Origin of the sequence: Burkholderia sp. ZZQ-2, assembly GCF_050768715.1 — a bacterium.
In the GTDB taxonomy this organism is placed as follows: Bacteria; Pseudomonadota; Gammaproteobacteria; order Burkholderiales; family Burkholderiaceae; genus Burkholderia; species Burkholderia cepacia.
Genome location: NZ_LDVA01000291.1, coordinates 53,807 through 79,577 on the forward strand (window position 1 = coordinate 53,807; position 25,771 = coordinate 79,577).

The 25,771-nt window shown below is 66.6% G+C and carries 23 protein-coding genes and 1 pseudogene; 15 read left to right on the plus strand and 9 right to left on the minus strand.

Translation table 11 applies throughout. The annotated features are described in order from the left end of the window. Nucleotides 1-24 precede the first annotated feature (24 nt). Complete coding sequence (gene fliD, locus ABY44_RS24715; protein WP_060170108.1) at nt 25-1,527, minus strand: flagellar filament capping protein FliD; 1,503 nt, start codon at nt 1,525-1,527, stop codon at nt 25-27. 1,006 nt (nt 1,528-2,533) lie between these two features. On the opposite strand from fliD, the gene ABY44_RS24720 reads away from it, so the two are divergent. From ABY44_RS24720 to ABY44_RS24730, 3 genes and pseudogenes are all read left to right on the plus strand, one after another. After that, nucleotides 2,534-2,947, plus strand: a complete 414-nt coding sequence (locus tag ABY44_RS24720; RefSeq protein WP_060170110.1) for a DoxX family protein — start codon at nt 2,534-2,536, stop codon at nt 2,945-2,947. A gap of 149 nt (nt 2,948-3,096) precedes the next feature. Further along, nucleotides 3,097-3,447: a type VI secretion system baseplate subunit TssF gene (locus ABY44_RS24725; RefSeq protein ID WP_060170112.1), complete on the plus strand. Its 351-nt coding sequence runs from the start codon at nt 3,097-3,099 to the stop codon at nt 3,445-3,447. After that, nucleotides 3,384-3,983, plus strand: a pseudogene (locus tag ABY44_RS24730) (type VI secretion system Vgr family protein); the annotation flags it as partial. The gene ABY44_RS24725 and the pseudogene ABY44_RS24730, both read left to right, overlap by 64 nt. 730 nt (nt 3,984-4,713) lie before the next feature. On the opposite strand, the gene ABY44_RS24735 reads toward ABY44_RS24730, so the two are convergent. Next, nucleotides 4,714-4,986, minus strand: coding sequence for a hypothetical protein (locus ABY44_RS24735; protein WP_027792140.1), 273 nt, complete (start codon nt 4,984-4,986; stop codon nt 4,714-4,716). Between the two features lie 50 nt (nt 4,987-5,036). Here ABY44_RS24735 and ABY44_RS24740 point away from each other — a divergent pair, with 50 nt between their 5' ends. From ABY44_RS24740 to ABY44_RS24755, 4 genes are all read left to right on the plus strand, one after another. Continuing rightward, nucleotides 5,037-5,990 (plus strand): dTDP-4-dehydrorhamnose reductase family protein, encoded by a 954-nt coding sequence (locus ABY44_RS24740; protein ID WP_059585915.1) that lies wholly within the window; start codon nt 5,037-5,039, stop codon nt 5,988-5,990. 121 nt (nt 5,991-6,111) lie between these two features. Then, complete coding sequence (locus tag ABY44_RS24745) at nt 6,112-7,020, plus strand: LysR family transcriptional regulator (RefSeq protein ID WP_027792138.1); 909 nt, start codon at nt 6,112-6,114, stop codon at nt 7,018-7,020. A 180-nt stretch (nt 7,021-7,200) separates the two neighbouring features. Continuing rightward, entirely contained in the window at nt 7,201-8,529 is a 1,329-nt protein-coding gene (locus ABY44_RS24750) for an MFS transporter (protein ID WP_060170117.1), read from the plus strand. A gap of 81 nt (nt 8,530-8,610) precedes the next feature. Next, nucleotides 8,611-9,594, plus strand: coding sequence for a succinylglutamate desuccinylase/aspartoacylase domain-containing protein (locus ABY44_RS24755; protein ID WP_060170119.1), 984 nt, complete (start codon nt 8,611-8,613; stop codon nt 9,592-9,594). Between the two features lie 141 nt (nt 9,595-9,735). Here ABY44_RS24755 and ABY44_RS24760 read toward each other — a convergent pair whose 3' ends face one another. Then, complete coding sequence (locus ABY44_RS24760) at nt 9,736-10,164, minus strand: VOC family protein (RefSeq protein WP_027792136.1); 429 nt, start codon at nt 10,162-10,164, stop codon at nt 9,736-9,738. A 292-nt stretch (nt 10,165-10,456) separates the two neighbouring features. On the opposite strand from ABY44_RS24760, the gene ABY44_RS24765 reads away from it, so the two are divergent. Further along, nucleotides 10,457-10,597, plus strand: coding sequence for a hypothetical protein (locus ABY44_RS24765; RefSeq protein WP_155637825.1), 141 nt, complete (start codon nt 10,457-10,459; stop codon nt 10,595-10,597). Here ABY44_RS24765 and ABY44_RS24770 read toward each other — a convergent pair. Beyond that, on the minus strand, nt 10,594-10,866 hold the full coding sequence (locus ABY44_RS24770) for a hypothetical protein (protein ID WP_021160117.1): 273 nt from the start codon (nt 10,864-10,866) through the stop codon (nt 10,594-10,596). The two genes, ABY44_RS24765 and ABY44_RS24770, sit on opposite strands and share 4 nt — an antisense overlap. A 624-nt stretch (nt 10,867-11,490) precedes the next feature. On the opposite strand from ABY44_RS24770, the gene ABY44_RS24775 reads away from it, so the two are divergent. From ABY44_RS24775 to ABY44_RS24795, 5 genes are all read left to right on the plus strand, one after another. Next, nucleotides 11,491-12,063, plus strand: coding sequence for a plasmid fertility inhibition factor family protein (locus tag ABY44_RS24775; protein WP_027792134.1), 573 nt, complete (start codon nt 11,491-11,493; stop codon nt 12,061-12,063). Between the two features lie 253 nt (nt 12,064-12,316). Then, on the plus strand, nt 12,317-13,666 hold the full coding sequence (locus tag ABY44_RS24780; protein WP_060170121.1) for a reverse transcriptase family protein: 1,350 nt from the start codon (nt 12,317-12,319) through the stop codon (nt 13,664-13,666). A 349-nt stretch (nt 13,667-14,015) separates the two neighbouring features. Continuing rightward, nucleotides 14,016-14,345, plus strand: coding sequence for an H-NS family nucleoid-associated regulatory protein (locus ABY44_RS24785; RefSeq protein WP_027792132.1), 330 nt, complete (start codon nt 14,016-14,018; stop codon nt 14,343-14,345). Between the two features lie 297 nt (nt 14,346-14,642). Continuing rightward, on the plus strand, nt 14,643-15,890 hold the full coding sequence (locus tag ABY44_RS24790) for an MFS transporter (protein WP_027792131.1): 1,248 nt from the start codon (nt 14,643-14,645) through the stop codon (nt 15,888-15,890). Further along, nucleotides 15,887-16,486 carry a hypothetical protein gene (locus ABY44_RS24795; protein ID WP_060170123.1) on the plus strand — a complete coding sequence of 200 codons (600 nt, stop codon included), beginning with the start codon at nt 15,887-15,889 and terminating at the stop codon, nt 16,484-16,486. Before ABY44_RS24790 ends, ABY44_RS24795 begins: the two co-directional genes overlap by 4 nt. A 195-nt stretch (nt 16,487-16,681) precedes the next feature. Here the strand turns inward: ABY44_RS24795 and ABY44_RS24800 are convergent, their stop codons facing one another. The 3 genes from ABY44_RS24800 to ABY44_RS24810 form a co-directional block, all read right to left on the minus strand. After that, nucleotides 16,682-17,791 (minus strand): polyamine ABC transporter substrate-binding protein, encoded by a 1,110-nt coding sequence (locus tag ABY44_RS24800; protein WP_042975491.1) that lies wholly within the window; start codon nt 17,789-17,791, stop codon nt 16,682-16,684. A 243-nt stretch (nt 17,792-18,034) separates the two neighbouring features. After that, nucleotides 18,035-18,259, minus strand: coding sequence for a hypothetical protein (locus ABY44_RS24805; protein ID WP_081057161.1), 225 nt, complete (start codon nt 18,257-18,259; stop codon nt 18,035-18,037). 342 nt (nt 18,260-18,601) lie between these two features. Further along, a complete protein-coding gene (locus ABY44_RS24810) occupies nt 18,602-19,582 on the minus strand; it encodes a bifunctional helix-turn-helix transcriptional regulator/GNAT family N-acetyltransferase (RefSeq protein WP_060170125.1) in 981 nt (326 codons plus the stop codon). 276 nt (nt 19,583-19,858) lie between these two features. On the opposite strand from ABY44_RS24810, the gene ABY44_RS24815 reads away from it, so the two are divergent. Further along, nucleotides 19,859-20,233, plus strand: coding sequence for a hypothetical protein (locus tag ABY44_RS24815; RefSeq protein WP_059693619.1), 375 nt, complete (start codon nt 19,859-19,861; stop codon nt 20,231-20,233). A gap of 34 nt (nt 20,234-20,267) precedes the next feature. Here ABY44_RS24815 and ABY44_RS24820 read toward each other — a convergent pair whose 3' ends face one another. Beyond that, the gene (locus tag ABY44_RS24820; RefSeq protein ID WP_060170127.1) at nt 20,268-22,703 is read right to left on the minus strand and encodes a PEP-utilizing enzyme; all 2,436 of its coding nucleotides are present in this window, start codon (nt 22,701-22,703) and stop codon (nt 20,268-20,270) included. Between the two features lie 329 nt (nt 22,704-23,032). Beyond that, nucleotides 23,033-24,127 (minus strand): AraC family transcriptional regulator, encoded by a 1,095-nt coding sequence (locus ABY44_RS24825; protein ID WP_060170130.1) that lies wholly within the window; start codon nt 24,125-24,127, stop codon nt 23,033-23,035. A gap of 251 nt (nt 24,128-24,378) precedes the next feature. Here ABY44_RS24825 and ABY44_RS24830 point away from each other — a divergent pair, with 251 nt between their 5' ends. Beyond that, nucleotides 24,379-25,770, plus strand: coding sequence for an APC family permease (locus ABY44_RS24830; protein WP_060170131.1), 1,392 nt, complete (start codon nt 24,379-24,381; stop codon nt 25,768-25,770). Nucleotide 25,771 lies beyond the last annotated feature (1 nt).

Consider the following 25,771-nt stretch of genomic DNA (forward strand, 5'->3'; position numbering starts at 1 on the left):
ATCATCCGGCGGCCCGGGCGCGCATTACTTGTTCGCCAGCGTGCCGCTGCTGTTGGCGCCGCCGAACAGCCGCGTCAGGTATTGCGTGTTCGAGTTCATCTTGGCCATCAGCGTATTGAGCGCCGTGAACTGCGCCTGATACTGCTTGGTCAATTGCGCGGCGTAGTCGGCCAGATCCGTCTGCTGCTGCGTGACGCGCTTCAGGTTGGCACTCAGCGCGTTCGTGCGCACTTCGATCATCCCGCCTTTTTTCGTGAAGGGCGCGATCTGGTCGGTCAGTTGCTTGCCCATCCCGTTCGTCGAGTTGAACAGGCGCGCGACCCCTGACGGGTTGTTGGACAGCGCACTGTCGAGCTTCGCGCTGTCGGCCTTCAGCGTGCCGTCCTTCTCGAGCGAGATGCCGATCGCCATCAGGTTCGTGTGTCCGTTGCCGTTCTCGTTCACGACACCGCGCGCGACGATCGACGCGAGCGAGTTGCGGATCGTGTTCAGCGTCGAATCGCCGATCAGCGCACCCTGTGAACTCGCCCCTTCCGTGTAGCTCGACAGCGCGCCCATCGTCTTGACGACGGTGTTGTAGAGACTCACGAAGTTCGTGATCGTGGCCGCCTGCGACTTCGTATCGGTGCTGACCGTCAGCGTCTGCGTGTCGGTCGCGTTGACCGCGGCCGCCGACAGGTTCAGCGTGACGCCGCTCAGCACGCCCGACACCGTGTTGCTCGCGCTGGTCGACGCGATGCCGTTGAGCGTGAACTTCGCGTCCTGCGCGACGGCGCTTTGCCGCCACGCGGCCGCGCTGTTCGCCGATTCGATCTTCGACGCGCCGCCCGTCGTGTCGGCCGTCGACGTGACGCCGAGGTTCGACAGCCCGTTGTCGTTGGCCACGTTGCCGACCGCGACGCTGATCGCGTTCGCCGAGCCCGTTTTCGTCGACGCGAGCACGAGGTGCGCGCCGTCGGTGCCGTTGATCACGGTCGCGCTGATCCCCGGGTTGTTCGCCGCGGAGTTGATCGCGGCCGCGATGCCCGACAGCGTGTTGTTCGTGCCGGTGACGTCGACCTTGAACGACTGGCTGCCGAGCGACAGCGTCAGCGTGCCGGTGCCGAGCGCCTTGCTCCCGTCGAAGCCCGACGAAGCCAGCGCCTGCGCGGTCGCGGTCTGCGTGACGCCGATCGTGTAGGTGCCGGCCACCGCGCCCGCGCCCGCCGTCGCGGTCAGGCCCTTGCCGCTCGCGACCGCGGTGAAAGTCGACTGCAGCCCGCCATTCGACAGCGAGGCGAGGCCCGCCTCGAGCGCACCCAGTGCCGACGACAGCGCGCCGAATGCGGAAATCTGCGTCGTGCCGGTGGTCTGCGACGCGGCGAGCGCCGCGGCCCGGCCGGCGGTTTTCGCGTTCACCAGCGTCTTGACGAGCGTGCCGACGTCCATCGACGGATTACCGGTCGAGCCGTTGATGATCGATTGCGCCGCCTGTTGCAACAGGCTGTTCGTGTTCGCGCCGCTGGTCACGGGCGTGTTCGTTGCCATGGGTGGTCTCCGGTTGAATAACGATCCCGTGACGAGCGGCTGCCGGGTCGGCCTGCGGCGCTTCGAAGGCAGGGCGCGTCCGGCGCGACGCGTTCCCGGGGTTCACGGGAGTGTCGGGAAAACGTAAGGACGTGCGCTATCGTATATTTAAATCGGTATTACTTGGTAATTTTTTGTAATGCATGTTGAGAAAAATGCAGACGGGAACGGGGTGTTTGAGTGAGGACTAAAGGTCTGCGATTTTTTGCCGTAAACACACCGTTTTGGCTGTATTTATTCAAGGATTTTTCACGGTGTTGAAAACTGGCAAAGGGCGAGAATGATTGGTCAAGGTTTTGCGCTGATTCTGCTAAACATCGGATCGATCGACGGTGTGTGGAAAGGGTGTTTCCTGGTCGATGACGGGCTGAAATCCTTGTCTGACGGACGACATGCGTCACCGGCGATTCCAGTCCGCCTGCCCGCGAAACGTTTTCGCATTGCGGATGTTCGTTTCCGGGCCATGAGATTTTTTATGAAACAGAATGCCCGGTCGATTGCAATGCGGGTCGAGTTGCGGGAATCAAGTCGGCCTTTGTGAATCGATATTGAACCCGCCGTTTAATGACAGGTTCGATATGCGCGGTTGTGACCGATTTGTGTCAATTGAAGCCGAAAATATAGATTGAATCAGGTGGCCTGAAAGAAGCGGGGCGTTTCCGTGTTCCGGAAACATGCGGCGGGTTGATTTGCACTGCCTGCCGACCTTTGCCTGTCGGCGTGTTTGCCTTCGATTGTCCACTTGAACGGGACAGCGAATCCTTCTTTGGCGGATTGATGATTCTTGGCGAGACAGTAGACTGCACCCGTGCTTCGCCAGAACCGATCGGAAGCGCGCCGGGAACGGCGCAACCCGACGGATTCTTCGGCGGCGAGCCCTCCGGCCTGCTGTCCGATCGTGCGAGGAGTGATTCGGCGCCTCCCGGCACCGGATGCATCAAACCGTCAATTCAAGGGTGATATTGCTATGCGTTACGTTTCGCTGGAGTCGAAGAAGGACGAGCTGCTGCTGGCGGCTCGCGTGCTGTTGATGATCCTGTTCGTGCTGTTCGGCTGGCAGAAGCTGAGCGGCTTCTCGGGCACCGTCGCGTACATGGCGTCGACGGGGAACCCGGCGCCCGAACTGGCCGCGGTGATCGCGGTGGCGGTCGAGCTGGTCGGCGGCCTGCTGATCGCGGCCGGCTTCTATACGCGTCCGCTCGCACTGGTGTTCGCCGCCTATACGCTCGCGACCGCGCTGATCGGCCATCGCTACTGGGCGCTGCAGGGGATGGAGCAATACGTGGCGATGATCAACTTCTACAAGAATGTGAGCATCATCGGCGGGCTGCTGTTGCTCGCACTGACCGGGCCGGGGCGGTATTCGCTCGACCGGAAGTAAGGCGGGGCGGCGGTTCCGTTCGGCTCGGAGCCCGGTGCACGAAAGTGCGCCGGGTTTTGTTTTTGTGGGCGGGGCGTGACGTGTGGCGCGTGCGGCGTGGGTGCTGCGGTGCCAAACGAACAGGTTCCGGACATGATTGCGCGTGCACAGTGACGCTGTTCACGCCGCGGCGTCTCGCAGAAATCGTCTGCTTCAGGACATTGCCGACGGAGAACGACGACTATCCGCGGTTTACCGAGGCATGGTTCGAGACGCTGTACCCGCACTACTTGCGCGCGTTTCCGTCATGTTCGATCGCGCACTTCGAGATGGACAGCGGCCGGGCGGCACAGATGTCGGCCGCCGTCACCCTGCCGCGTGGTACGCAGCTTGACAGCCGGCCACTGATCGACGGCGTCGTGAAGCTTGCGCGGAAGGCGGTGACGGCGTGGATTGCCGAGTCAAGATCAACGGCGTGCAGACGAACCAGTTTCAGTTGGGAGAATCGGAGAAGTCGATGACGGTCAAGGGACATGATCGGCCGTTGACGGCGGGCGAGATCGAGATGGCCCGGACCGTCTTCAAGGACAGCATCGATTACGACAAGGTGCGGGTGCATCGGGGGAGTTACTTCTGGTTCGACATGCAGCGCAAGAGAACCGCAGTTACCCCTGACGGGCACATGTATTTTCGCGACGAGGACTTTCTCGAGGACTTCTCCGCCGCGTCGGTGGCGGATGGCGACATGTCATGGTTCATGCACGAGATGACGCACGTCTGGCAATACCAGCTCGGATATTCGGTGCGCTGGCACGGGCTGACCGTCACCATTCGCGGCGAGCGTGCCTATCAGTACACCATCACGCCTCAGAACGTTTTTCACGACTACAACATGGAGCAGCAGGGAAATCTGGTCGCGGATTATTTCGCGATTCATGTGCTCAAGAAATACCAGGCGATCATTCACCGCGGATACGTCGGCGCGCCGGAAGAACTCGACTGGGTGCTCGCGCCGTTGCTGCGGGATCCGAAGAATACGGACAATTTGCCGAAGTAGCGGGACGGGCGCCGTCGCACGGTGGCGATGTTTGAATTCCTGATTGACTCGAGTGGTTTCGATGCCGCGATGAATGGATGCGAAGCGTGAGGGAAATTTTGCGAAGCAGTGCCGTGGCATGCCTATCGTGCTGGTTGTTTACCTCCTGTGCGGTTGCCACGTCGCACGGTCCGATTCGCCTGGACATCAGGCAGATCGACGGAAAACCGGCTGCTTGCCTGCCGGCAAGTGACGACACTGGTTCCGACCCGATCCAGATCCGCGGGGTCGATGTGACGAGACAAACCGGCCCGGTCAGTCCCGTTGTCACGTATTGGGCGCTGGAGGTTCCGGGGAGTGCGCCGCCGGTTTATCTGAAGCGAGGCGCGTGTCTCGTCTATGGCCAGACCGTGGCCGGTGCGGTTGTGCGTGCGGCGCCGAGGGCGCTGGACATCAACAAGTTCTACAGCATCTCGATCGTACCGGGAGGGGGCTATGGCCCGGTGTACAGCTCGGCGTTTTGCGTGATCAGGCAAGCGGGGGGCGGTGTCCGCATTGCGACGCCGGGGCAGGAAGGGAACCCGTGCGCGTCGGCAGGATACTGAGCGGCGCAGTGGGCTTCGCGTCGTGGCGTTCCGGTCGCGAATGACGGCGCGGACAAGGTTGGGCCGGGCGCCGCTTACGGGTTTCACCATGGTTATGTCGGGCCACCCAAGCGCTTGTTCGCATTCTTGTGCCGTTCCGGGAGGATTCAGGTAGTGCAGACAGGCTTTTGAAGCAGCGCGCCGGGCTTGCTCGCGGCGCTGTCGTGCCTGTCGGACGCAATGGCGACGTCGGTGGCGCCCGTCGAACTGGAGATCAGGCAGGTCGACGGGAATCCTGCAGCCTGCCTGTCCGCGAATGACGAGCGTGCCGGAAGCGTCATCCGGATCCGCTCGGCGGGTGTCGCCAGGCCGACCGGCGCCGCGAGTCCCGACGTGACGAGAAGACAGGCATGCAGCCGACGAGTGAGGGGAGTCGACATCGGTTGCCTGTTCTTGTATAGATTGGGGAATCCCCGTTCTCCTTTCACAGATGGCTACCGTGCCGCAATCGACCGTCCTTCTCATCGGCGCCGCCGGCCTCCTCGGCCGCGCAGTTGCCGCATCGCTGTCCCGCGAGTCTTCGTTAAACCTCGTCGCGACGATTCGCAACCCGCACGGCGCAGGCGCAAAACGCCTTGCGTTGCCGGCGGAAAACCTCGCCGAACTCGACGTCCTCGACGAGCCGGCCCTCGAACACCTCTTCGCCACCCGCCAGCCGGCCGCCGTGATCATCTGCGCGGCCGAACGCCGCCCGGACGTCTGCGAACGCGATCCTGACGGCGCACGCGCGATCAACGTCACCGCCCAGGCGCGCATCGGCGCGCTCGCCGCGCGACACGGCGCATGGACGCTCGGCATCTCCACCGACTACGTCTTCGACGGCAAGGCCGCTCCGTACCGCGAGGACGCCACCCCGAATCCGCTGAACATCTACGGCCGCACGAAGCTGGAAGGCGAGGCGGCGCTCCTCGCCGCGTCGCCGCTGTCGTGCGTGCTGCGCCTGCCGCTGCTGTACGGCCCGATCGTCGACTGGAGCGAATCGGCCGTCACGAGTCTCGTGCCGGCGATCGCCGCGTCCGCACGGCCGGGCGCCGACGCGGTCGGCATGGACGCCTGGGCGATCCGTTACCCGACGTATACGCCGGACGTCGCGGACGTCATCCGCGACCTGACATTGCGCCATCTCGCGGGTGCGTCGATCACGGGCATCCGTCACTGGTCGGGCGAGGAGCCGATGACGAAGTACGACATTGCGCAGCGGATCGCGGCCGCGCTCGGCATCGAAGCATCGCTCACGCGGATCGACCAGCCGACCGACGCGACGCCGCGTCCGTACGATTGCCATCTGGACGCATCGCGCGTACGCGCAGCCGGGATCGATCACGCGACGCCTTTCGATATCGCGCTGCGCGCCGTGCTGCGCGATGCGCCGCAGACGCTGTAGGATCGGGCGCCACGCCGCGGCCCGCGCCGCATGATCCGCAGCCGTCCATGGCGACAGCCGCGCGACGGAGGCGGCCCGCGCGCACCGGCCGGCCCACCATCGCCCACCCAGGAGCCCAGCCATGCAACTGAAATGGCTCGAAGACTTCGTCGAACTCGCGCGCACGCGCAGCTTCACCCGCGCGGCGGAGAACCGGTTCGTCACGCATCCGGCGTTCGGCCGCCGTATCCGGTCGCTCGAGGAGTGGGTCGGCGCGCGCCTGATCGCGCGCACGAAGCCGCTCGAACTGACGGCGGCGGGCACCGTGTTTCTCGATGCGGCATCGAACGCGCTCGACGTCCTGCACGGCGCCCGCACGCAACTCCAGGAAGCGTCGCCGGTGCTGGAGAACAACCTGCGAATCGCGACCGGCCGCACGCTCTCGGCCACCTTCTTCCCCGACTGGTACGACGAGACCGTTGCGCGCGCCGGTTTTTTTACGGCGACCGTGTCGACCGGCAGCGCGGAGGAAGCGATCCTGCAGCTCACGGCCGGCGACGCCGACATGCTGATCGTCTATTCGAGCCCGCATACGCGGCTGCTGATCGATCGCGACCGCTTCGACTGGCTGTCCGTCGCGCGCGAGGTGCTGGTGCCGGTCAGCGCGTTCGATGCGCGCGGCAGCGTGCGCTACCGGCTGCCGGCCGGGCAGGCGCCGGTGCCGTGGCTCGCGTTCGCGCGCACGCTGACCCTGCGCGCGGTGCTGGCACGCCATCTCGCCGAAATGCCCGGCCGCCCGACGCTGCGGCCCGTGTACCAGGCCGACTCGTACGAAGCGATCCTCGCGATGGCGCGCCGCGGGCTCGGCCTTGCGTGGCTGCCGCAGCGGCTCGTTGCCGACGACGTGCGGCGCGGCGAGCTCGCGATCGTCGGGGGCGCCGACTGGCAGATCGGCTTCGACATTGCGCTGTACCGGCGACGGAACGACCCGCACCCGGTACTGGACGCGATCTGGCGCACCGCGCCGGCCCGCGACGACGGCGCCGCGTAGCCTCCGCGGGCAGCGCCCGCGCGGCCTGCGCGCCGATCGGCACGATTGCGTGCCGAAACGGCACGAACGCCCGCCCCGCGTTGCCTACACTCCGCGCTTGACTGGCCCGAACGGCCGCCGGCAAAGCCGCGCGCCGTCTTTCAAAATCCTGACGGCCAGCATTACCGGAGGAGCAAAGGGATGACCCGCAATACACACGGCGCGACGCCGGCCCCGCACAACCCGTGGCGCGAGATCTGCGCCGCGAGCATCGGCAACGCGCTGGAGTTCTACGATCTGCTGATCTACGGTTACTTCGCGATCGTCATCGGCCAGTTGTTTTTCCCCACGCACGACGCGGCGACTTCGCTGCTGCTGTCGGTCGGCACGTTCGGCATTTCGTTCGTCACGCGTCCGCTCGGCTCGATCGTGCTCGGCAGCTACGCCGACCGCGCGGGCCGCAAGGCATCGCTGACGATGTCGATCGGGCTGATGATGCTCGGCACCGCGATGATCGCGTTCGCGCCGACGTATGCGCAGATCGGCATCGCGTCGCCGTTGCTGATCATCGTCGCGCGGATGCTGCAGGGTTTCTCGACGGGCGGCGAATTCGGCGCGGCGACCGCGTTCATGGTCGAGCAGGCCGATGCGAAGCGCCGCGGTTTCTTCGCGAGCTGGCAGATGTCAACGCAGGGGCTCGCGACGGTGCTCGCGGCCGGCGTATCGGCGCTGCTGAGCCTGCTGCTGACGACCGACCAGCTGCACACGTGGGGCTGGCGCGTCGCGTTTTCGGTCGGGCTGCTGATCGGCCCGGTCGGGCTCTACATTCGCCGCAACATCGACGAACCGGCCGATTTCCGCCGGCTGGGCGAGCAAGGGCGCGCGAAGTCGCCGCTGCGGGACGTGTTCGTGCGCGATCGCGCGAACATGCTGCTCGGCGCGGGGGTGGTCGCGACGGCCACGGCCTTCAACTACGTGCACAAGCTGTACATGCCGACGTACGCGGTCAAGCAGCTGCATATCCCGGCCACGTCGTCGTATCTCGGCGCGGTCGTCACGGGCGCGATGCTGATGGTCGCCGCGCCGGTCGTGGGGCATCTGTCGGACCGTTTCGGTCGCATCCGCGTGATGCTGATCGCGCTGATCCTGGTCGGCGTGACGACGTGGCCGCTGTTCGTCATGCTGAACCGCTATCCGACGGTCGAGACGCTGCTCGCGGTCCAGGCGCTGGTCGGCCTGTTGATCGCGGTGAGCCTCGCGCCGCTGCCGGCGCTGCTCGCCGACATCTTCCCGACGAGCACGCGCGGCACGGGCCTCGCGCTGTCGTACAACTTCTCGGTGACGCTGTTCGGCGGCTTCGCGCCGCTGATCGTGACCTGGCTGATCGACGCGACGCACAACAAGCTGGCGCCGAGTTTCTACGTGATGGCGACGGCCGTGCTCGGGATCACGTCGGTGATTTCGCTCGGCCGCCGGATGCGCGGCACGGCGGCCGCCGCCGCGCCATCGACACGCGCGACCGGGGCGTGACGCGCCGGCCGCAAACCCGATTCCGGCGCAGCCGGCACACGCAGGCCGTGCCTTTTCCGAACCTTGTTGAGCCTTTCCGACATGACCACGCTTGAAGCCATCCGCGCCGCCTTGCCGGCCTATCCGATCGAAGTGGCCTTCCCCGACATCTCGCGCTGGCGCGCGGGCAATACGGGCATCGACTATCTGCATACGTTCGACAGCGGCCGGCCCGGCAAGCACGTGATGATCCTCGCGCTGACGCACGGCAACGAAGTCAGCGGCGCGATCGCGGTGGATACGTTGCTGGCCGCGGGCCTGCAGCCGGTTGCGGGCCGGCTGTCGCTCGGCTTCGGCAACGTGGGCGCCTACGAGCACTTCAGTGCGGAGAACGCCGATGCGACGCGCTACCTCGACGAGGACATGAATCGCGTGTGGACGCCGGCCGCGCTCGACGGCACGCGCGACAGCCGCGAGCTCGCGCGTGCGCGCGCGATGCGTCCGCTGCTCGATACGGTCGACCTGCTGCTCGACATTCATTCGATGCACGAAGCGTCCGCGCCGCTGATGATGACCGGGCCGCTCGAGAAGGCGATCGCGCTGGCGGCCGCAATCGGCACGCCGGAGCACGTGATCATCGATCGCGGCCATGCGAACGGCACGCGGCTGCGCGACTACGGCGGCTTCGGCGACGCGGCGAGCGCGAAGAATGCGCTACTGATCGAGACGGGCCAGCACTTCGCCGCGAGCGCGCGTGACGTCGCGCTCGACAGCGCGGCGCGCTTCCTGCTGCATGCGGGCGTGGTCGCGCGTGACGACGTCGCGGCCTTCCTCACGCAGGCCGCGCCGGTGCGGCAGAAGTTCGTCGAGATCACGGAGCCGGTCGTCGCGCGTTCGATGGATTTCCGGTTCTCGCAACCGTTCACGGGGCTCGAGGTGATCGGGAAGGCCGGCACCGAAATTGCCCGCGACGGCGACCATGTGATCGTCACGCCGTACGACAACTGCGTGATCGTGCAACCGTCGATGCGGCATCTCGGCGTGAACGTCACGATGATGCGGCTGGGGCGCTTGCTGGATCGGTGACGTCGCCTGTGGCGGACCGCCGGGAGACGGCCCGCGCGGTCGCGCTTCTCAGCCGATGCGTGGTGGGCCATGCCGCATGCGATTCACGCATCGGCGCGGGCGGCGCAGACCGAACAGCCAGGGCGCCCGTGCATCGATGTGCTACGCGTGTCGCTTCGGGTTCCACGCCTTGTGTACGAATTCGAGGCGGTTGCCGTCGAAGTCGGCTACGTTGGCGGCGTAGTAGCCGGGGGCGAAGTAGGTACGATCCGCCGGTTTCCCCTCGTCAATCCCGCCGGCCTTGATCGCGGCGGCGTAGGCCGCGTCGACCAGTTCATTGGTATCGCAGACGATCCCGACGTAAAGCCCGGTCTCGCCGGGATGACGTTTGCGCAGCCAGATGCTCGATCCGACTCCCGCTCCCTTGCCGTACACATCGTCGCCGATGCCGTAAAGATCGGGGACGCTTTCCGGGCCCGAGGCGGAGTCGTAGTTGCCGAAAATGCTCCAGCCGAGCGGCTTCAAGGCTTCAGCGTAGAAGGCCAGTGATTTTTCGATGTCGGTGACTGAGATGTAAACGTGGTCGATCATTGGGCGCCTTCGACGGGGATGGGTACGGTCTGCGCATGGCGATATCCGACAGCCGGGCGTCTGCTCATGGCTGGGCCCCGACGGTCGCCGACGCAGGGATGCCTGATGCTACGGCCGTGCATGCGCTTTCACAAGCCGCACATGGAATCACGCGCGAGCCTGGCGCAACGAACCGGGCATCCGGCTCGGCGTGAACGTCACGATGATGCGATGGAGGCGACAAACGCCGGACGACGCCTGAATCGCAATGGCAAGCCGGCCGGCTTCGTCGGTACCCGGACGGGAATGGCAGATGGATGAACAGGTAGCGGGCATGCAGGTGCGATGTCGCGCAGTATCGGCACTCCAGCCCGCGGTGGTGCTGGATTCAGACCGTCAATCCAGCACCGGGCTTCACGTATCGATAATCGTCGAGCGCTTCAAGATCGATTAACGAATCGCAAAGCGGGTCGCCGGCGAGCCATTCGCACAATTATTTCCATAGATAAAAAGATTTCTGTTTTCAGAATATGCCTGGTAAATAATCGAATAAACTTCCTTGGCACTGAACGAGTAGACGCCATCGTTGATCGTCACCAGCAGGTTGCCGGTGGTGTCGGTTTCGATCTTGTCGATCTTGCCGGCTTTGCAAAGCGCCTGTGCGGACGCGCACGTGGAGGCGAGCATCAGTGCTGAAAACAGCACGGTTGCAATCTTCTTCATGACTTTCCTTTGGAATTGAATGAAATGATGCGATCTGACGACGTCGGCCACGTCCGGAAAGACATGTCTATCCTTCCGGATTGCTGATTCGCAAGCGTCTGGAAATCAACGGGGCCTGGCAAGCTGGAACTTTGCGACAAAGCACGAATGAAATGATTCGTGCTGCGCCTCCGTTACCTCTTTGATTTTTGAATCGCGGTGTTGCGGCGCACAACACAGACTATTTATTTGGGTTTGAGGGCGCCAATCGAATTAATTTATCGTTAATGGAATTCGATAATTTTTTGTTTGAATTTGATTTAATTGAATTCTGGGTGGTGTTGTTTTTATTTTTTGATTGTTTCGATATTCAAATAATCGGCGACGAATATTGAGGCGATGATCGATAGTGGTGCCGGCGCGGCAGGCGAAGCGCATGGGCGTTCATGGGGTTCGATTGATCGAGCGCGGGAGGAATCCCTGGCACGAAGCGACTCGTGCCCGAACGGAAAGGCGCTACACTGCGCGGGTTCCCGGGCACACCGGGCGCGTCAGGGCGTCGGGCACACGGTTTGCCGACACGCGACGATGGTTTCGCCCGCGCCCCGGCTCATTCGAACAAATCACGAGAGCAAGAGAGGGCCCATGCTGACACGTCTTCGTATCGGTCTCGATCGCGCGCGCGACCTGCGCGAAGCGGGGCGACCGTCTCCCGTCCACCCACGGCCGCAGGCGAGCGAACTGGTCGACCTCAGCGCGCAGCGCGCGATGTGGCGTGTCGCCGTTCCGGGCCAGGCCGACTGCTACATGGCGGCGACGCCCGCTGAAACGGAGCGCTACGTCGTGCATCTCGACGCGCAGACGTTCTATGGCCTGTGGCTCGGCACGAGCCCGAGATTCCCGCAGCCGAACTCGCAGGACTGCGTGCCGCGCCGCGTCATGCCGCTCGACAGCAAGTACGCGTCGGCCGCCGCCGCGTTCCGGGCCGGCCGCCTCGAACCGGTGGCGTTGCCGCCGGTCGGCTACTGGATCGAGGGAGGCGGGTACGAAGTCGCGATGAGCAACGGCATGACGCGCACCTTCTGGCTGCTCGCCAACCGCGTGCGTTCGTTTCCGGTCAGCGTCGACAACGCGACCTGGGCCACGATGCTGAACAACATGGCCGGTGTCGGCGTCGCGCCGATCGCGTACCGCGAATTGTTTTCCCGGCGCGCGTAAGTCGGTCGTCGCGATCCGGCCGCACCGGATCGCCCCGGTTTGACACGCCGCGTTCGCGGCCTTTAAAGTCGCATCGCGGGCCGGTGGGTCAAGCTCACGCCCGGAACAGGCAGCCGATGTTCCAGGACTACGGGGCTACCCCGTGGATCAGATCGACATCCCGATGCGTCGCAAGGAGCGCCGTTGCGCGTTGCGCAACGTGACTCCTCGCAATACCCGTCACGTTGGCTCATCGTCCCGCCCATCCTTTTCCATGTCTTCATCCCTGCGCGATACCACCCGCACGATTGCCGAGGCGATGCTGGCCGGTGCGCCCGAACGTGCCGGCGTCCTGTCCCGGATGGCGGCGGTGCTCGGCGGCGCGCCGCCGTGGACTCACGAAGTCGCGGACGCCGCGCTCGTGCGCTTCGGCGCGCGCTGGGCCGATGTCGACATCGATGCGCTTGCGGCGCACCTCGCCGATGCGCCGCCGTTCGTGCTCGCGTGGTACGGCAGCGACCGGCCCGCCGCGATCCGCGTCGTGCGGCGGCCGCTCGTCCAACTGCCGTTGCCGGCGCCGCTGGCCGGCTGCGACGTGCCGCAATGGGCGACGCCCGGCGATCTCGCCGACTGGCTCGGCGTGCGCGTGCCGGAACTCGACTGGCTGTCCGACCATTGGCGCGTCGACGCGCGCAGCGGCGCCACGCCGTTGCATCACTACACGTACGTGGCGCACGACAAGCGCAGCGGCGGGTGCCGCCTGGTCGAGATCCCGAAGGGCCGGCTGCGCGAAGCGCAGCGCCGCATCCTGCACGGGCTGCTCGACCGCATCGCGCCGCACGGAGCGGTGCACGGTTTTCGCAAGGGGCACGGGATCGTGTCGTTCGCGGCGCCGCATGCCGATCGCGATATCGTCGTCCGTTTCGACCTCGCGGATTTCTTCGTATCGATACGCGCCGCGCGCATTCACGCGCTGTTCGTCACGCTCGGATACCCGGCCGAAGTCGCGCGCACGCTTACCGGGCTGTGCACCAACCGCGTGCCGTCCGCGCGGCTGCTCGCACCGGATCTGCGCGACCGGTTCGACTGGATCGGCCGCCAGCGCTATCGAGAACGGCATCTGCCGCAGGGGGCGCCGACGTCGCCGGCGCTGGCGAACCTGAGCGCCTTCCGGTTCGACATGCGGCTCGCCGCGCTCGCGCGTTCGCTCGATGCAACCTACACGCGTTACGCCGACGATCTCGCATTTTCCGGCGGCGGCGCGCTGGCGCGCGACGTCGAGCGGCTGCAGGTGCGCGTTGCCGCGATCGCGCTCGAGGAGGGCTTTGCGCTGCACCTGCGCAAGACGCGCGTGATGCGGCGCGGCATGCGCCAGCAACTCGCCGGCGTGGTCGTCAATCGTCATCCGAATCTGGCGCGCGATGAGTTCGATCTCCTGAAGGCCATCCTGACCAACTGCATCCGGAGCGGGCCGGCGGCGCAGAATCGCGGTGCGCGTCCGGACTTCCGCGCGCATCTCGCCGGGCGCGTCGCGCATGCGGCCGCGCTGAACGCGGCGCGCGGCGCGAAGCTGCGCGCGCTGTTCGACAGGATCGCGTGGGACGCCTGCGACGTCGGTCTGTAAGCGGCCGAAAAGCGACCAAAAAGCGACCGGGTCCGGATCGACGCCGGCCGACGACTTCTGCATCGCGATGCCGTGCACTGCTATCATTCGCGCCATGCCGCGCCAGTGCCTGGTGCGGCGCCTACTTGCCGCAGTCGTTCGCCCGTGCCTTCGTATGCGGCGGGCTGCGCGTTGCCGGGCCGGTTCAGTCTGTCATCGATTGACGCGCGACGTCGTTTAGTGCGTATCGCGCAAGCCACGCCGGCTCAGGCAAACGATACATACATTTGACAGCACCCATCGGCGGAACTTCGTGGTAGGTTCCGCCATCGGAGCTTTTTGCGAAAACATGCCCAAAGAGGATGAATACATGACCCAGGCCCTGCAGGAACTCGAAGCACAACTTCGGGACCTGAATATCAAGCTGTCGGATGCGAAGCAGAAGGAGAAGCAGGCCGCGCTCGCGGCATTCAAGGAACAGGTCGAGCTTTTGGGAATTTCGCAGCAGGAAGTGCTGAGCGCGCTCGGTTATATCGTCCAGCGAAAACGCAAGGCGCCTGCCAAGTACTACGATCCGACGACCGGCCGCTCATGGTCGGGCCGCGGCCCGCGGCCGAAATGGCTCGAAGGCAAGGATCTCGACACGCTCGCCGTCGACCGCGAGGCCAAGACCTGGTGGCCCGGCGACGACCAGGGCTGAAGCCGGCCAGGCCGCCGGACCCTCCGGCGCCTTCCGGCTCGCGCAAGCGGGCCGGCCGGCAACCTGCTCCCCCTACGTAGTCGTTCATCCGGTGTCCGGCCTGGCCGCGACATCGCCGGCTTCACCGCCGACACCGGCCCGCCGTTTTTCTCTCCCGTTCATGACCCGCAGGTTGCCGCCATGCCGTCCCGCAGGCGGGTGCCGGCGCGCGCGGACCCTCGCCACTGGCCGACCTGCCGGTCCTTCGTTCGCGGGCACAGGCCTTAGAATGTCGCCGGACAATCGTGGCAGGACATCATGGCAGCAAACATGAAATCTCCGACGCTCGGCGGCCCGTCGGCCCCGCGCGTCGAGCAGGTCGGCGCATACGCGTGGAAAGCGCTGGCCGGATCGGCGATCGGCTATGCGATGGACGGCTTCGACCTGCTGATCCTCGGCTTCATGCTGCCGGCGATCACGGCGGCGCTGCACCTGACTCCCGGGCAGGGCGGCGCGCTCGTCACCTGGACGCTGATCGGCGCTGTCGCCGGCGGCATCCTGTTCGGTGCGCTGAGCGACCGCTACGGGCGCGTGCGCGTGCTGACCTGGACGATCCTGCTGTTCGCGGTCTTCACCGGGCTGTGTGCGTTCGCACAGGGTTTCCGGGATCTGCTCGTCTACCGCACCATCGCGGGCATCGGGCTGGGCGGCGAGTTCGGGATCGGCATGGCGCTCGCGGCGGAAGCGTGGCCGGCCAGCAAACGCGCGCGCGTGTCGTGCTACGTCGCGCTCGGCTGGCAGGCCGGCGTGCTGCTGGCCGCCCTGCTGACGCCGTTCCTGCTGCTGCACATCGGCTGGCGCGGGATGTTCCTGGTCGGCGTGCTGCCCGCACTGCTCGCGTGGGCGATGCGCAACAAGCTGCACGAGCCGGAGGCGTTCGTGCAGCGCGCGGCGCAGCCGAAGGCCAACGCGTTCCGCCTGCTCGTCGCGGACGGCCGCACCGCGCGCACGAGCCTCGGCATCGTGATCCTGTGTTCGGTCCAGAACTTCGGCTACTACGGGATCATGATCTGGCTGCCAACCTTCCTGTCGAAACAGATGGGTTTCTCGCTGACGAAGTCGGGGGTGTGGACGGCGGTGACGGTCGTCGGGATGATGATCGGCGTCTGGGTGTTCGGGCAACTGGCCGACCGCATCGGGCGCAAGCCGACGTTCCTGCTGTACCAGCTCGGCGCGGTGGCGACGGTCATCGCGTATGCGCGGCTGTCGGACCCCACGGCGATGCTGTGGGCCGGCGCGCTGATGGGCATGTTCGTCAACGGGATGGTCGGTGGCTACGGGACGCTGATGTCGGAGGGTTATCCGACGGCCGCACGCGCAACCGCGCAGAACGTGCTGTGGAACATCGGCCGCGCGGTGGGCGGCTTCGGCCCGGTCGCGGTCGGCGCGCTTGCCGCGCACTATTCGTTCCAGACGGCCATCGCGATGCTCGCCGGCCTCTACGTGCTCGACATGGTCGCGACGCTGTTCCTGATCCCCGAGCTCAAGGGCGTCGAGCTCGAATGAGCGCGGCGATCGCGCGCAATCCAATCCCTTCTCCGGAAACCACGATGCAGCAGAAGAACAGGACGATCGGCGTGATGGGCTCGGGCAAGGAGCCGTGGCTCGCGTTTTCGGAGCCGCTCGGCGCATGGCTCGCGCAGGCCGGTTTCAACCTGCTGACGGGCGGCGGGCAGGGCGTGATGCTGGCGGTCGCGCGGGCGTTCGCCGGCGTGCCCGGGCGGGCCGGGCGATCGATCGGCATCCTGCCGACGCAGGCCGATCCGCTCGCGGGCTTCGTGCCGCTCGACGGCTATCCGCATCCGTTCGTCGACATCCCGATCCTCACGCCGCTGCCGCGCCGCGAGCCGGACGCCGAGCCGCACACGATCAACCGCAACTACGTGAACGTGCTGAGCAGCGACCTGATCGTCGCGCTGCCGGGCGGGCACGGCACGGCCGAGGAGATTGCGCTCGCGCGGCGCTGGCGCAAGCCGCTCGTCTGCTTCGGGCCGGAGGGGGCGTTTCGCGTGCTCGCGGCGGGCGCCACGTGCACGTCGTCGCTCGACGACGTGATCCGGTTCGTGGAAGACGCGTTTTCGGTGGAGCAGGTGCCGCGATAGCGCATCGAAAGGCGTCGAGCGCATTCGTCTCGACGTCCGCCTGCTGTCGCCGGCCGTGCGGCAGGTCGGGCGACGTCGCGAATGGGTCGAACGTCCGCCGCAACGACGCGAGCACGAGCGCGTCGGCGCCGTATGCGCCTCCGTCCGGACGGCCGCAGGTGCGGCACCGGATCGGATCGCGTCGAGCGACGACGCTCAGCGCCCCGTCTTCAACTGCGCCCACAGCCGGTTCTGCAGCCGGCGAATCTCGGGCGGCATCGGCTTGAGCAGCGTCATCCTGCTCAGCACCTCGTCGGCCGGATACACCGACGGGTCGCGCGCGATCGCGGGCTTCACGTACTGGCGCGCGGCCTTGTTCGCGGTCGGATAGAACACCGCGTTGGTGATGCCGGCGTTGACCTTCGGATCCTGCAGGTAGTTGATCCACTTCAGCGCGGCGTCGCGGTTCGGCGCATCCTTCGGGATCACCATCATGTCGAACCACAGCAGCCCGCCTTCCTTCGGGTTCGCGAAGCGGATCTCGTACGGGCGCTTCGCTTCGGCGGCGCGGCGGTGCGCAATGCCGACGTCGCCCGAATAGCCGAACGACACGCACAGGTCGTTGTTCGCGAGATCGTTGATGTAGCCCGACGAGTTGAACTGCGTGATGTACGGGCGCACCTTCTTCAGCACCTCGTACGCCGCGCGGTAGTCGGCCGGGTTCGTGCTGTTCGGGTCCTTGCCCATGTATTGCAGCGTGGCCGCGAACACGTCGACGGCCTGGTCGAGGAACGATACGCCGCAGCTCTTGAGCTTCGCCATGTTGGCCGGGTCGAACACCAGCGCCCAGCTGTCGACCGGCGCCTTGTCGCCGAGCGCCTTCTTCACCGCCTGCACGTTGTAGCCGATGCCGTCGGTGCCGTAGGCCCATGGCACGCCGTACTGGTTGCCCGGATCGGCGTCGGCGACCATCTTCATCAGCAGCGGATCGAGGTTCGACAGGTTCGGCAGCTTCGACTTGTCGAGCGGCTGGTAGACGCTCGCCTGAATCTGCTTGGCCATGTAGTTCGACGTCGGCACGACGATGTCGTAGCCGGAATTCCCCGACATCAGTTTCGCCTGCAGCGTGTCGTCGCTGTCGTAATTGTCGTAACGCACGTGGAGGCCCGTCTGCTTCTGGAAGTTCGGGACCGTGTCCGGTGCGATGTAGTCGGACCAGTTGTAGATGTTCAGTTCACCGGCCGCGTGGGCGGTCGTGCCGGCGGACGCGGCGGCCGACAGGGTGGCGGCGGTTGCAATGCTGCGGGCAAGCGTGCGGATTCGCATGACGAGGTCTTCCATTTTCAGGGCGCGTGTCGATCCGCGATGCGCGGGCCGGTGCGCGACGGTTCATCGGATGAAGCGGGCGTGCGCGAGCACCGCTCGCGGTGAGCGAGCGTGGTGCGCGACGATCAGGAATCCGTTCGATTGCGGGCCGGCTCGCACGGAAACGAAGCGCGAGCGGATTCCGTCACCGGTCGGGCGACACGGCGGGCAGGTCGAACGGATGCAGGGAAAGGGGGGGAAGCGCTAAGGCAGCAGCGAGGCCACGTCGTCGGTATGGATCGCGACGTACGCACGCGCGGCGACGGCGTTGTGGCGGCGAACGGAGCGGCAGGACAGGATGGTGTAGATCGACAGATGCAGGCGAGGACTTTGCCAGCCGTCACCACTGTCGTCGGTGGACGCGATCGCGGCGCGCAGGTTTCGCGCATCGCCTCGTCTCCACCGCACCAGCGGGCCACGGAATCTCACGTTTACTCTCGACCGGGTTGTTGAAAGTATTGAACACCTGACGATTCGCCAGCGACTGCCGTTTCAGGCCGCGGTCATCGAATTTGCCGCGATGCGTCATCGGTTTCGAGACGCGAACTGAAAGCTTGGCGGACCGCTGGATCGCCGAAAACATGACGCTTCCGTGAATCATCAGGTAAATCGCTGTAAGGATGTCTCGGGATTTTCCCTAGTGATTCGCAGGCCGATGCAGGCGTTCGGCGTGATCGCGATAACGGATGAACCGCGCACGCGACGCGGCTCGAGCGGCCATGACGGGCGTCAAGTGATGAGAATATTCGACGGCTTGCAGCCCGTCGACCTTCAGCCGCCGGATGGCCCGGGCCGGCTGAAGCGCTGCTCGACCACCTCGGTGCCCCATTGCGTGCCCGCGGATTCGCTCGTCAGCGTGAAGCCGAACGACTCGTACAGGTGGCGTGCCGAATCGAGGCCCTTGAACGTCCACAGATAGGTTTCGCGAAACCGCTGTGCGTCGACGAAGCGCATGGCTTCCGTCATGAGCCGGCGCCCGATGCCCGAGCCGCGCAACGCATCGTTCACGATGAACCATCGCAGATGCGCGACGCCCGTTGCCGGGTCGCCGTCGATCGCGAGCGACGCGAGCGTCCGTCCGTCTTCCTGGCACAGCCAGAGCGCCTTGCCGTCGGCCGGCAGCGCACCGGCGAACTCGGCCAGCTCGGTCGCCACCCGCTTTTCGAAAAAGGCGCCGAATCCCCAGTGTTCCGAATAGAAGCGCGCGTGAAGGCTCGCGATATCGCCGATGCAGCCCGGCTGGTAGCCTTCGCGGATCGATGGCGCGTCGGGTGTCGCGGCGCTTGCCCTGGCGGCGTTGTCCTGCGCGAGCGCATCGGCATACAGCGCGAGCGAGCGCAGCAGCGCCTGCTGATCCGCCGGCATCATGCGGCGCAACGCATTCGACACCTGATCCGTCGCGAACGCGTCGATTCTTTTCTGGAGCTTCTTGCCGTCGGCGGTCAGGTACAGCTCGGTCGCGCGCGCATCGTCGCTCGATACGCGCCGTTCGACGATGCCGGCCGCCTCGAGCCGCGCGAGTTGCCGGCTCGTGTTCGATTTGTCCAGCCGCAGGATGTTGCCCAGATCGCGGGCGTTGATGCCGGGCGCCATCCCGATCTCGAGGATCGCGTGAACCGCCGAAGGCGCCCAGTCGCTGTCGGCCAGCGTCGCGCGCATGAAGCCGAGCTCGCGAACCAGTTTGCGGGAGAAGTCGCGAAGCTCGAGGATGGTTGCTTCGCGAGGCTTGGCGGGAGCGTCGATGAGGTCCATGGTCAGCCCGGAAAGGTTGCGGATCGCAATCAATAATAGTTGCGGGTCGCAACTTGATCAAGGCGGATTTTCATCGGGACGCGTCGTGCCGAGCGGTGCTTGCGGGGCCGGCGTCGGCGCGGATCACGGGGACGGATGGGCGGGCGGTGAGTGGTATTGGCGCGGATGGCGGAGTGCCGCGAACCGGACGCATACTCGGTGCATCCGGACGCCCCGCCATGCGAGCGCGGGTGTCGGCCGGTCATCGATCCGCGGCGGCGGACAACGGAGCCCACCATGAACAATCTGAAGCCGATGACGATTGCGTTGCTTGCCGGATGCGGGATCGGTGCCGGTGCCGTTCACGCGGCCGGCAGCATGGATGCGCCGCCCTGCAGCGCGGCGCATGCAGCGGATCAGGGCGGGATCGCCGCGATGCCGGGCACGTCGGTGCGCAGCTTTTCGACCGCCGGTTGCTCGGGCGCGGTGCTGCAGGGCGACCGGGCCACCGCGACGGTCAACGGCGACCGGATCGAGCTGCGGGACGGCATCGTCTACGTGAACGGCCGTTCGTACGGCGCCGTCACACCGGCGCAGACGGTCGAATACGAAGCCGCGCACGACCGGCGTACGTTGAAGGTCGACGGGAAACCCCGCACACCGGTGCGCTGAGTCCGCGCCCGGGCTCGTGGCAACCGCGTCGCGCCTAGTCGACCAGCGTCAGCCGGCCGTCGCTGAGCCGCACCTCGCGCCCGATCCACGCCGCGTCGACGCGCGGCAGCACGGCCGACGGCTTGCGCAGTTCGCGCAGCAGCGTCGCGCCGTGCGACAGCCGGCCGCCCATGCGCGCGATCACCGCGCGTGCGGCCTGGTACTGCGCGTGCCGGCCCGGGTCGAGCGTGTCTTCGAGCAGGATGTCGCGGCCGAGCACGCCTTGCGTGTGGCCCGGATAGATCATGAAGCCGGCCGCCTCGTCGGTGCCTTCGCTGCCGTCCTGCCAGAAGCTGCCGTTGCGTTCGCGGCGATCGGGATGGGGCGCGAACCATGCGTCGCGGTCGGCGGCCGGCATCGCGTGATGCAGGCGGAAGAACACGCGCATCAGGTTGTCGCGATACCACTCGCGTACCTGCAGATACCAGCCGCGCATGCCGGGCGCACCGAGCGCGTGGAGCACGCGGACGGGCAGCGGCCAGTCGGGAAACGCCTGCAACGGCAGATCGGCGGGCGCGGGCCGTGCGGTGCCCGGATCGGTTTCCCACGGCAGGCGATGCGGGCTGTTCTCGAGCTGGCCGTATGCGGTCGGCGGACGGCCCCACAGTGCGCCGCCGCTGCTGGCCAGCGATGACGCGATGCACAGGTTGCCCTGCACGACGAATACGTAGAAGCGCGTGAACCAGTCGGCCAGCTGCCGGCCGTCGGCGCGTTGCTCGACGAGCGTCGCGAGTTCCCGGTCGAAGCGCTGCAGGCCGCGTTCGAGCGTCGGCAGATGCCCGCGTGCGGCGCGCAGCATGCGCCAGAACACCGGCAGCGAACGCAGCAGCCGCAGCGGGCGCCAGCGCAGCGGCGGGGTCGCGCCGCCGATCTCGCCGCTGTAGTTGCCGGCCGATACGCCCCAGTCGGCGAGACGGGCGAGGAACAGGTCGTTGTTGATGTACGACGCGCCGCCGTAGAGCGCGGTGAATGGTTCGTTATCCTGCAATACGCGCGCATCCCAGCGCGCCATGATGGCCGGGATGCTGCCGGCCGCGCGCCGTTGGGCGTACTCGACCAGTCGGCTGGGCTGCGGCGGCAGGATCTCGGCGATGTTCGCGGCGGTCAGGTGCCGGTGCCAGCCGTAGCTGCTGATCGGGCGGTATTGCAGCAGCCACAGCTGCGTGCCGTCCCACGCCCATTCGACATCGCCCGGCACGTAGTGGAACGCGCGCAGCACGCGTTGCAGGAAGGTCCACAGTTGCGTCGCGCCCAGGCCGTGCGCGCCCGGGAACGTGCCGCGTTGCCAGGGCTCGCCGAGCCGCGACAGGATCGCGCGTTGCGGGCTCGCCTGGCCGTCGGCGAGCGATTCGAGGTGGCCTTCCACCCATTCGACTTCGATCGCGAGATGCCGCACGAACGCGATGCCCGACAGCACCGGCGTGATGAAGCGCTGTACGACCGTTTCCTCGAGGCCGCCGTCGAGCAGCTCGGCCACGCGCGCGGCTGCCTGCGAGGCCGGTACGCGCAGGAACGTGGTGTGCAGGCCCGCGTTGGCCGCATCGGCCTGGTCTTCGCCATGGCTCGACGAGCGGATCGCCCACTCGGCGTCGGGCTGGCTCGCGAGAAAGCCGGGCAGGCGCGGATCGTCGGCGCGGGTCAGCGACAGCGCGGGCGGCACGGGCAGGCCGGCCATCGTCGCCAGTGCCAGGCGCCCGCCCTTGGTGTGCGCGACGAACCCGGCGTCGCCCGCTTCGAGCCACTGCGCGAACGCCGCCGGCGCGTCGATCCACGGATAGTGTCCCCAGCCGGCCTGCAGCGTGACGGTGAGCTCGGCGCGCGCGAGGATGGCCGACCATGCGGCGGCCTGGCGCACGCCGAGCACGGCGTCCTGGTCGCCCCACACGAGTTCGATTCGATCGGTGACCCACTCGAGCAGCGGCAGCGCGGTATCGGCGCGCACGAGATCCCAGTGCGGCAGGAACGCGCGGCAGCGTGCGTAGCCGGCGCCCATGCGGCGGTACTGCGCGCGTGTCCAGGTCAGGTTCGAGAACTTGCGGGCGAACAGCGCCGGATAGTGCGCGAGCAGCCAGTGAATGGTCTTGCGCAGCGGCTTCGGCGCCATCAGTTTCGGCAGGCGCCGTTCCCACAGAAATGCACCGACGGGCGCGAGCAGCACGCTGCGGCCGAAGTGGCCGGGGCGCCGTTGCAATGCGTGCAGCACCAGCAGCGCATTCACGCCGACCGCCATGATCGCGTGGCCCGGTTCGGTCGCGTCCAGCAGCGCTTGCGCATACGCGGCGAGATCTTCGCAGGGCGGCGCGGGATTGTCGCCGAAGCCCGGCAGTTCCAGCGGCACGGGCCGGTAATGGCGGAAGTGGGGCAGCGTGTCGTCCCACCAGTCGGCCGCGCTGCCGTTGCCGGCGAGGAGATACAGGATCGGTTTGCTCATGGAGGCTTCGTCGGCGGGCGATCGTCGCGATGGCGCGCGCCCGGTTGGGGCGGCGCGGCCCGCGGATGCCGCTGCGCATGTTCGTGTCGTCTTGTTCGCGTTGCGCCGGTGCGAGTGGAATGGAAGCGTGGCCCCGCTCGGCTTGATGGTTGCGCGCATTCTACTTGAGTCGACCCGGACGATAACCGCCATCTCGAACGCGACGCCATGCAGACGCAGGTCATGCATGACGTGTGCGGGAATGGCCGATGCCGTCAATGAATCCGGCTCGTGATCGTTCGGCGCGAAGGCTTGTGCGGCGGGCCTTTCAACCGCGCGCCCATGGCGCGTTACGTGTCGGACTCGGCGCCGGCGCGCGGCGGGTGCCCGGTCCAGCGTCGATACGCATGGCGGAAGCTGCGCGGCTCGCTGTAGCCGAGACGTTCCGCAATGGCCGCGACCGTCAGTTCGGGATCGTCGAGCATTCGCACCGCTTCGTCGCGGCGCACGTCGTCGAGCAGCGACTGGAACGTGAGGCCGTCCTTGTCGAGCCGACGGCGCAGCGTGCGCTCCGTCAGGTGCAGCGCGTTCGCGAGCGACGTCATCGACTTGAAACGTGTGAGGTCGCGCGCCATCAGCTCCTTCGCGCGATCGGCGAAACGCGTGCCGACCGACGCGGCCCACTGCCGTTCGAGCGCCTCGCACTGGCCGTGCAGCGCATTGAAGCTGACTTCGTTCGCGAGCAGCGGCATCTCGGTGCCGTTCACGGACGTGAACACGAGCCGGTTGTCACCGGCATTGAACGCGACCTTGCAGCCGAAGTGGCGCGTGTAGTCGGCCGCGTTGCGTGGCGTGCGGCGCGCGAGCTGTACCTGCGCGGGCCAGACCGGCTTGCCGACGAGGTCGGACACGATGAGGCGCAGGCTCGACAGGCACATGTCGACCTGGAACACCTCGAGATCGGGCTCGCCGTTGTAGCGGCTGATGGTCACGCTCATGCCGTCCGCATGCGCATCGATACGCACGTCGAAATACAGGCCCATGAACAGCGGAAACTGGCTCATGCACCGGAATGCCTGCATGACGGAGCCGCTGATCAGCATCGCGTAGCCGGCGAGGCCGAGTGTCGATACGTGCAGCCGCGCGCCGATCGACAGCCCGATCGACGGCACGCCGCTGCGCTGCAGCAGGTTGCGGAAGCAGCGCTGCTCCTGGCCGCGATTCACGTGCAGGTTCGGCGACGCGACTTCGTCCGCGCCGAGCCCCGTGCCTTCGAGCAGCGCGGCACCGTCGATGTGCCGCACGCGGCACTCGTCCAGTGCGACCGCGATCGCGTGGACGGTGGCGGGAATGTCCTCCTGGCGTCCGGCCGGGCGCGTAAGGCCGAGCGACGAACGCAGGCTGCGCTCGGCCCGGCTCTGGTTTCGATGAGATCGGGTGTCCATGGTGCTGACGGGGCGACTGGGTCGCGTAGAACATAGCCGGAATGTCCGCAAAACGCCAGTGCGGCACAGCACCACGCATGACGCGCCGACGCGATACGCGGCCGGGTGTCCGGAAATATCCCCCGATTACGTCCGCATTTCTCATTCGTGGCGGAATTTTTGGCGCACCACACTTTCTTCCAGTCGTGCGCTGCCGGCCGTGCCGGGCGAACGAGTGTTGAAGCCGTGAACGCCACCTACGTGAGGACAGCATGGACAACGACAGCCCCGGTCGATACGCATCGGCCGCCGCGACGCAGGACTTCGCCGCACATGCGTTTCGCGACGACGCGGACGACCGCCGCAAGCCGCACCTGCTCGGCCTCGCGACGCTGGTGATCTTCGGCCTCGCGTACATGCTGCCGATGACGGTGTTCACGACCTACGGGCTCGTCACGAGCGAGACGAACGGGCACCTGACGGCCGCGTATGCGGTCACGCTGGTCGCGATGCTGTTCACCGCGCGCAGTTATGGCCACATGGCGCGGCTGATGCCGAGCGCCGGGTCCGCCTATACGTTCGCGAGCCGCAATTTCGGCACGTCGGCCGGCTTCATGGTGGGCTGGGCGCTGCTGATGGACTACCTGTTCATCCCGATGATCAGCTACCTCGCGATCGGCATCTACATGAAGCAGATTTTTCCGATGGTGCCGGCCAGCGTGTGGATCGTCGGGAGCATCGCGCTGATCACCGGGCTGAACATCGTCGGCATCCGGCTCGTCAATCGCGTGAACCTGATCCTCATCGCGAGCCAGCTCGTGTTCATCGCGATCTTCGTCATCGCATCGGCGCGGGTCGCGGCAGGCGAGGGGCTGTCGATGGCCGTCGCGTTGCCGTCGTCGGGCGATGCGCGCGCGATCTTCGCCGGGTCCGCGATCCTGTGCCTGTCGTTCCTCGGCTTCGACGCGGTCACCACGCTGTCGGAGGAAACGCGCGAGCCGAAGCGCACGGTGCCGCGCGCGATCCTGCTCTGCACGCTGGCGAGCGGCGTGCTGTTCATGCTGATCGCGTATGTCGGGCAGGTGGTGTTTCCCGACTGGCACGCATTCAAGGATCTCGATTCGGCCAGCCTCGAGCTGATGCGGCGCATCGGCGGCGGCACGCTGTCGGCGTTCTTCGTCGCCGTGTACGTGGCCGGCTGTTTCGCGAGCGCGATGGCCGGGCAGGCGAGCGTGACGCGCGTGCTGTTCGCGATGGGCCGCGACCGGGTGTTGCCCGAACGCGTGTTCGGCCACCTGCATGCGCGGTTGCGCACGCCGGTGCGCGCGACGCTCGCGGTCGGCGTCGTGTCGCTGTCCGCGCTGTTCGTCACGCTCGATCTCGCGTCGACGATGATCAGCTTCGGCGCGCTCGTCGCGTTCGCGGTCGTGAACCTGTGCGTGATGCGCAGTTACCTGTGCCGCGCCGAGCATCGCCGCTTCGCGGGCTGGATCACGTTCGGCGTGATGCCGGCGCTCGGCTTCGCGATGAACGTGTGGCTCTGGTCGGGGCTGTCGCGCCAGACGTTCTACGTCGGCATCGGCTGGCTCGTGCTCGGGTTCTGCCAGCTCGCATGGCTGACGCGCGGCTTCACGCGCCCCGCGCCGACACTGTCGATGAACTGAA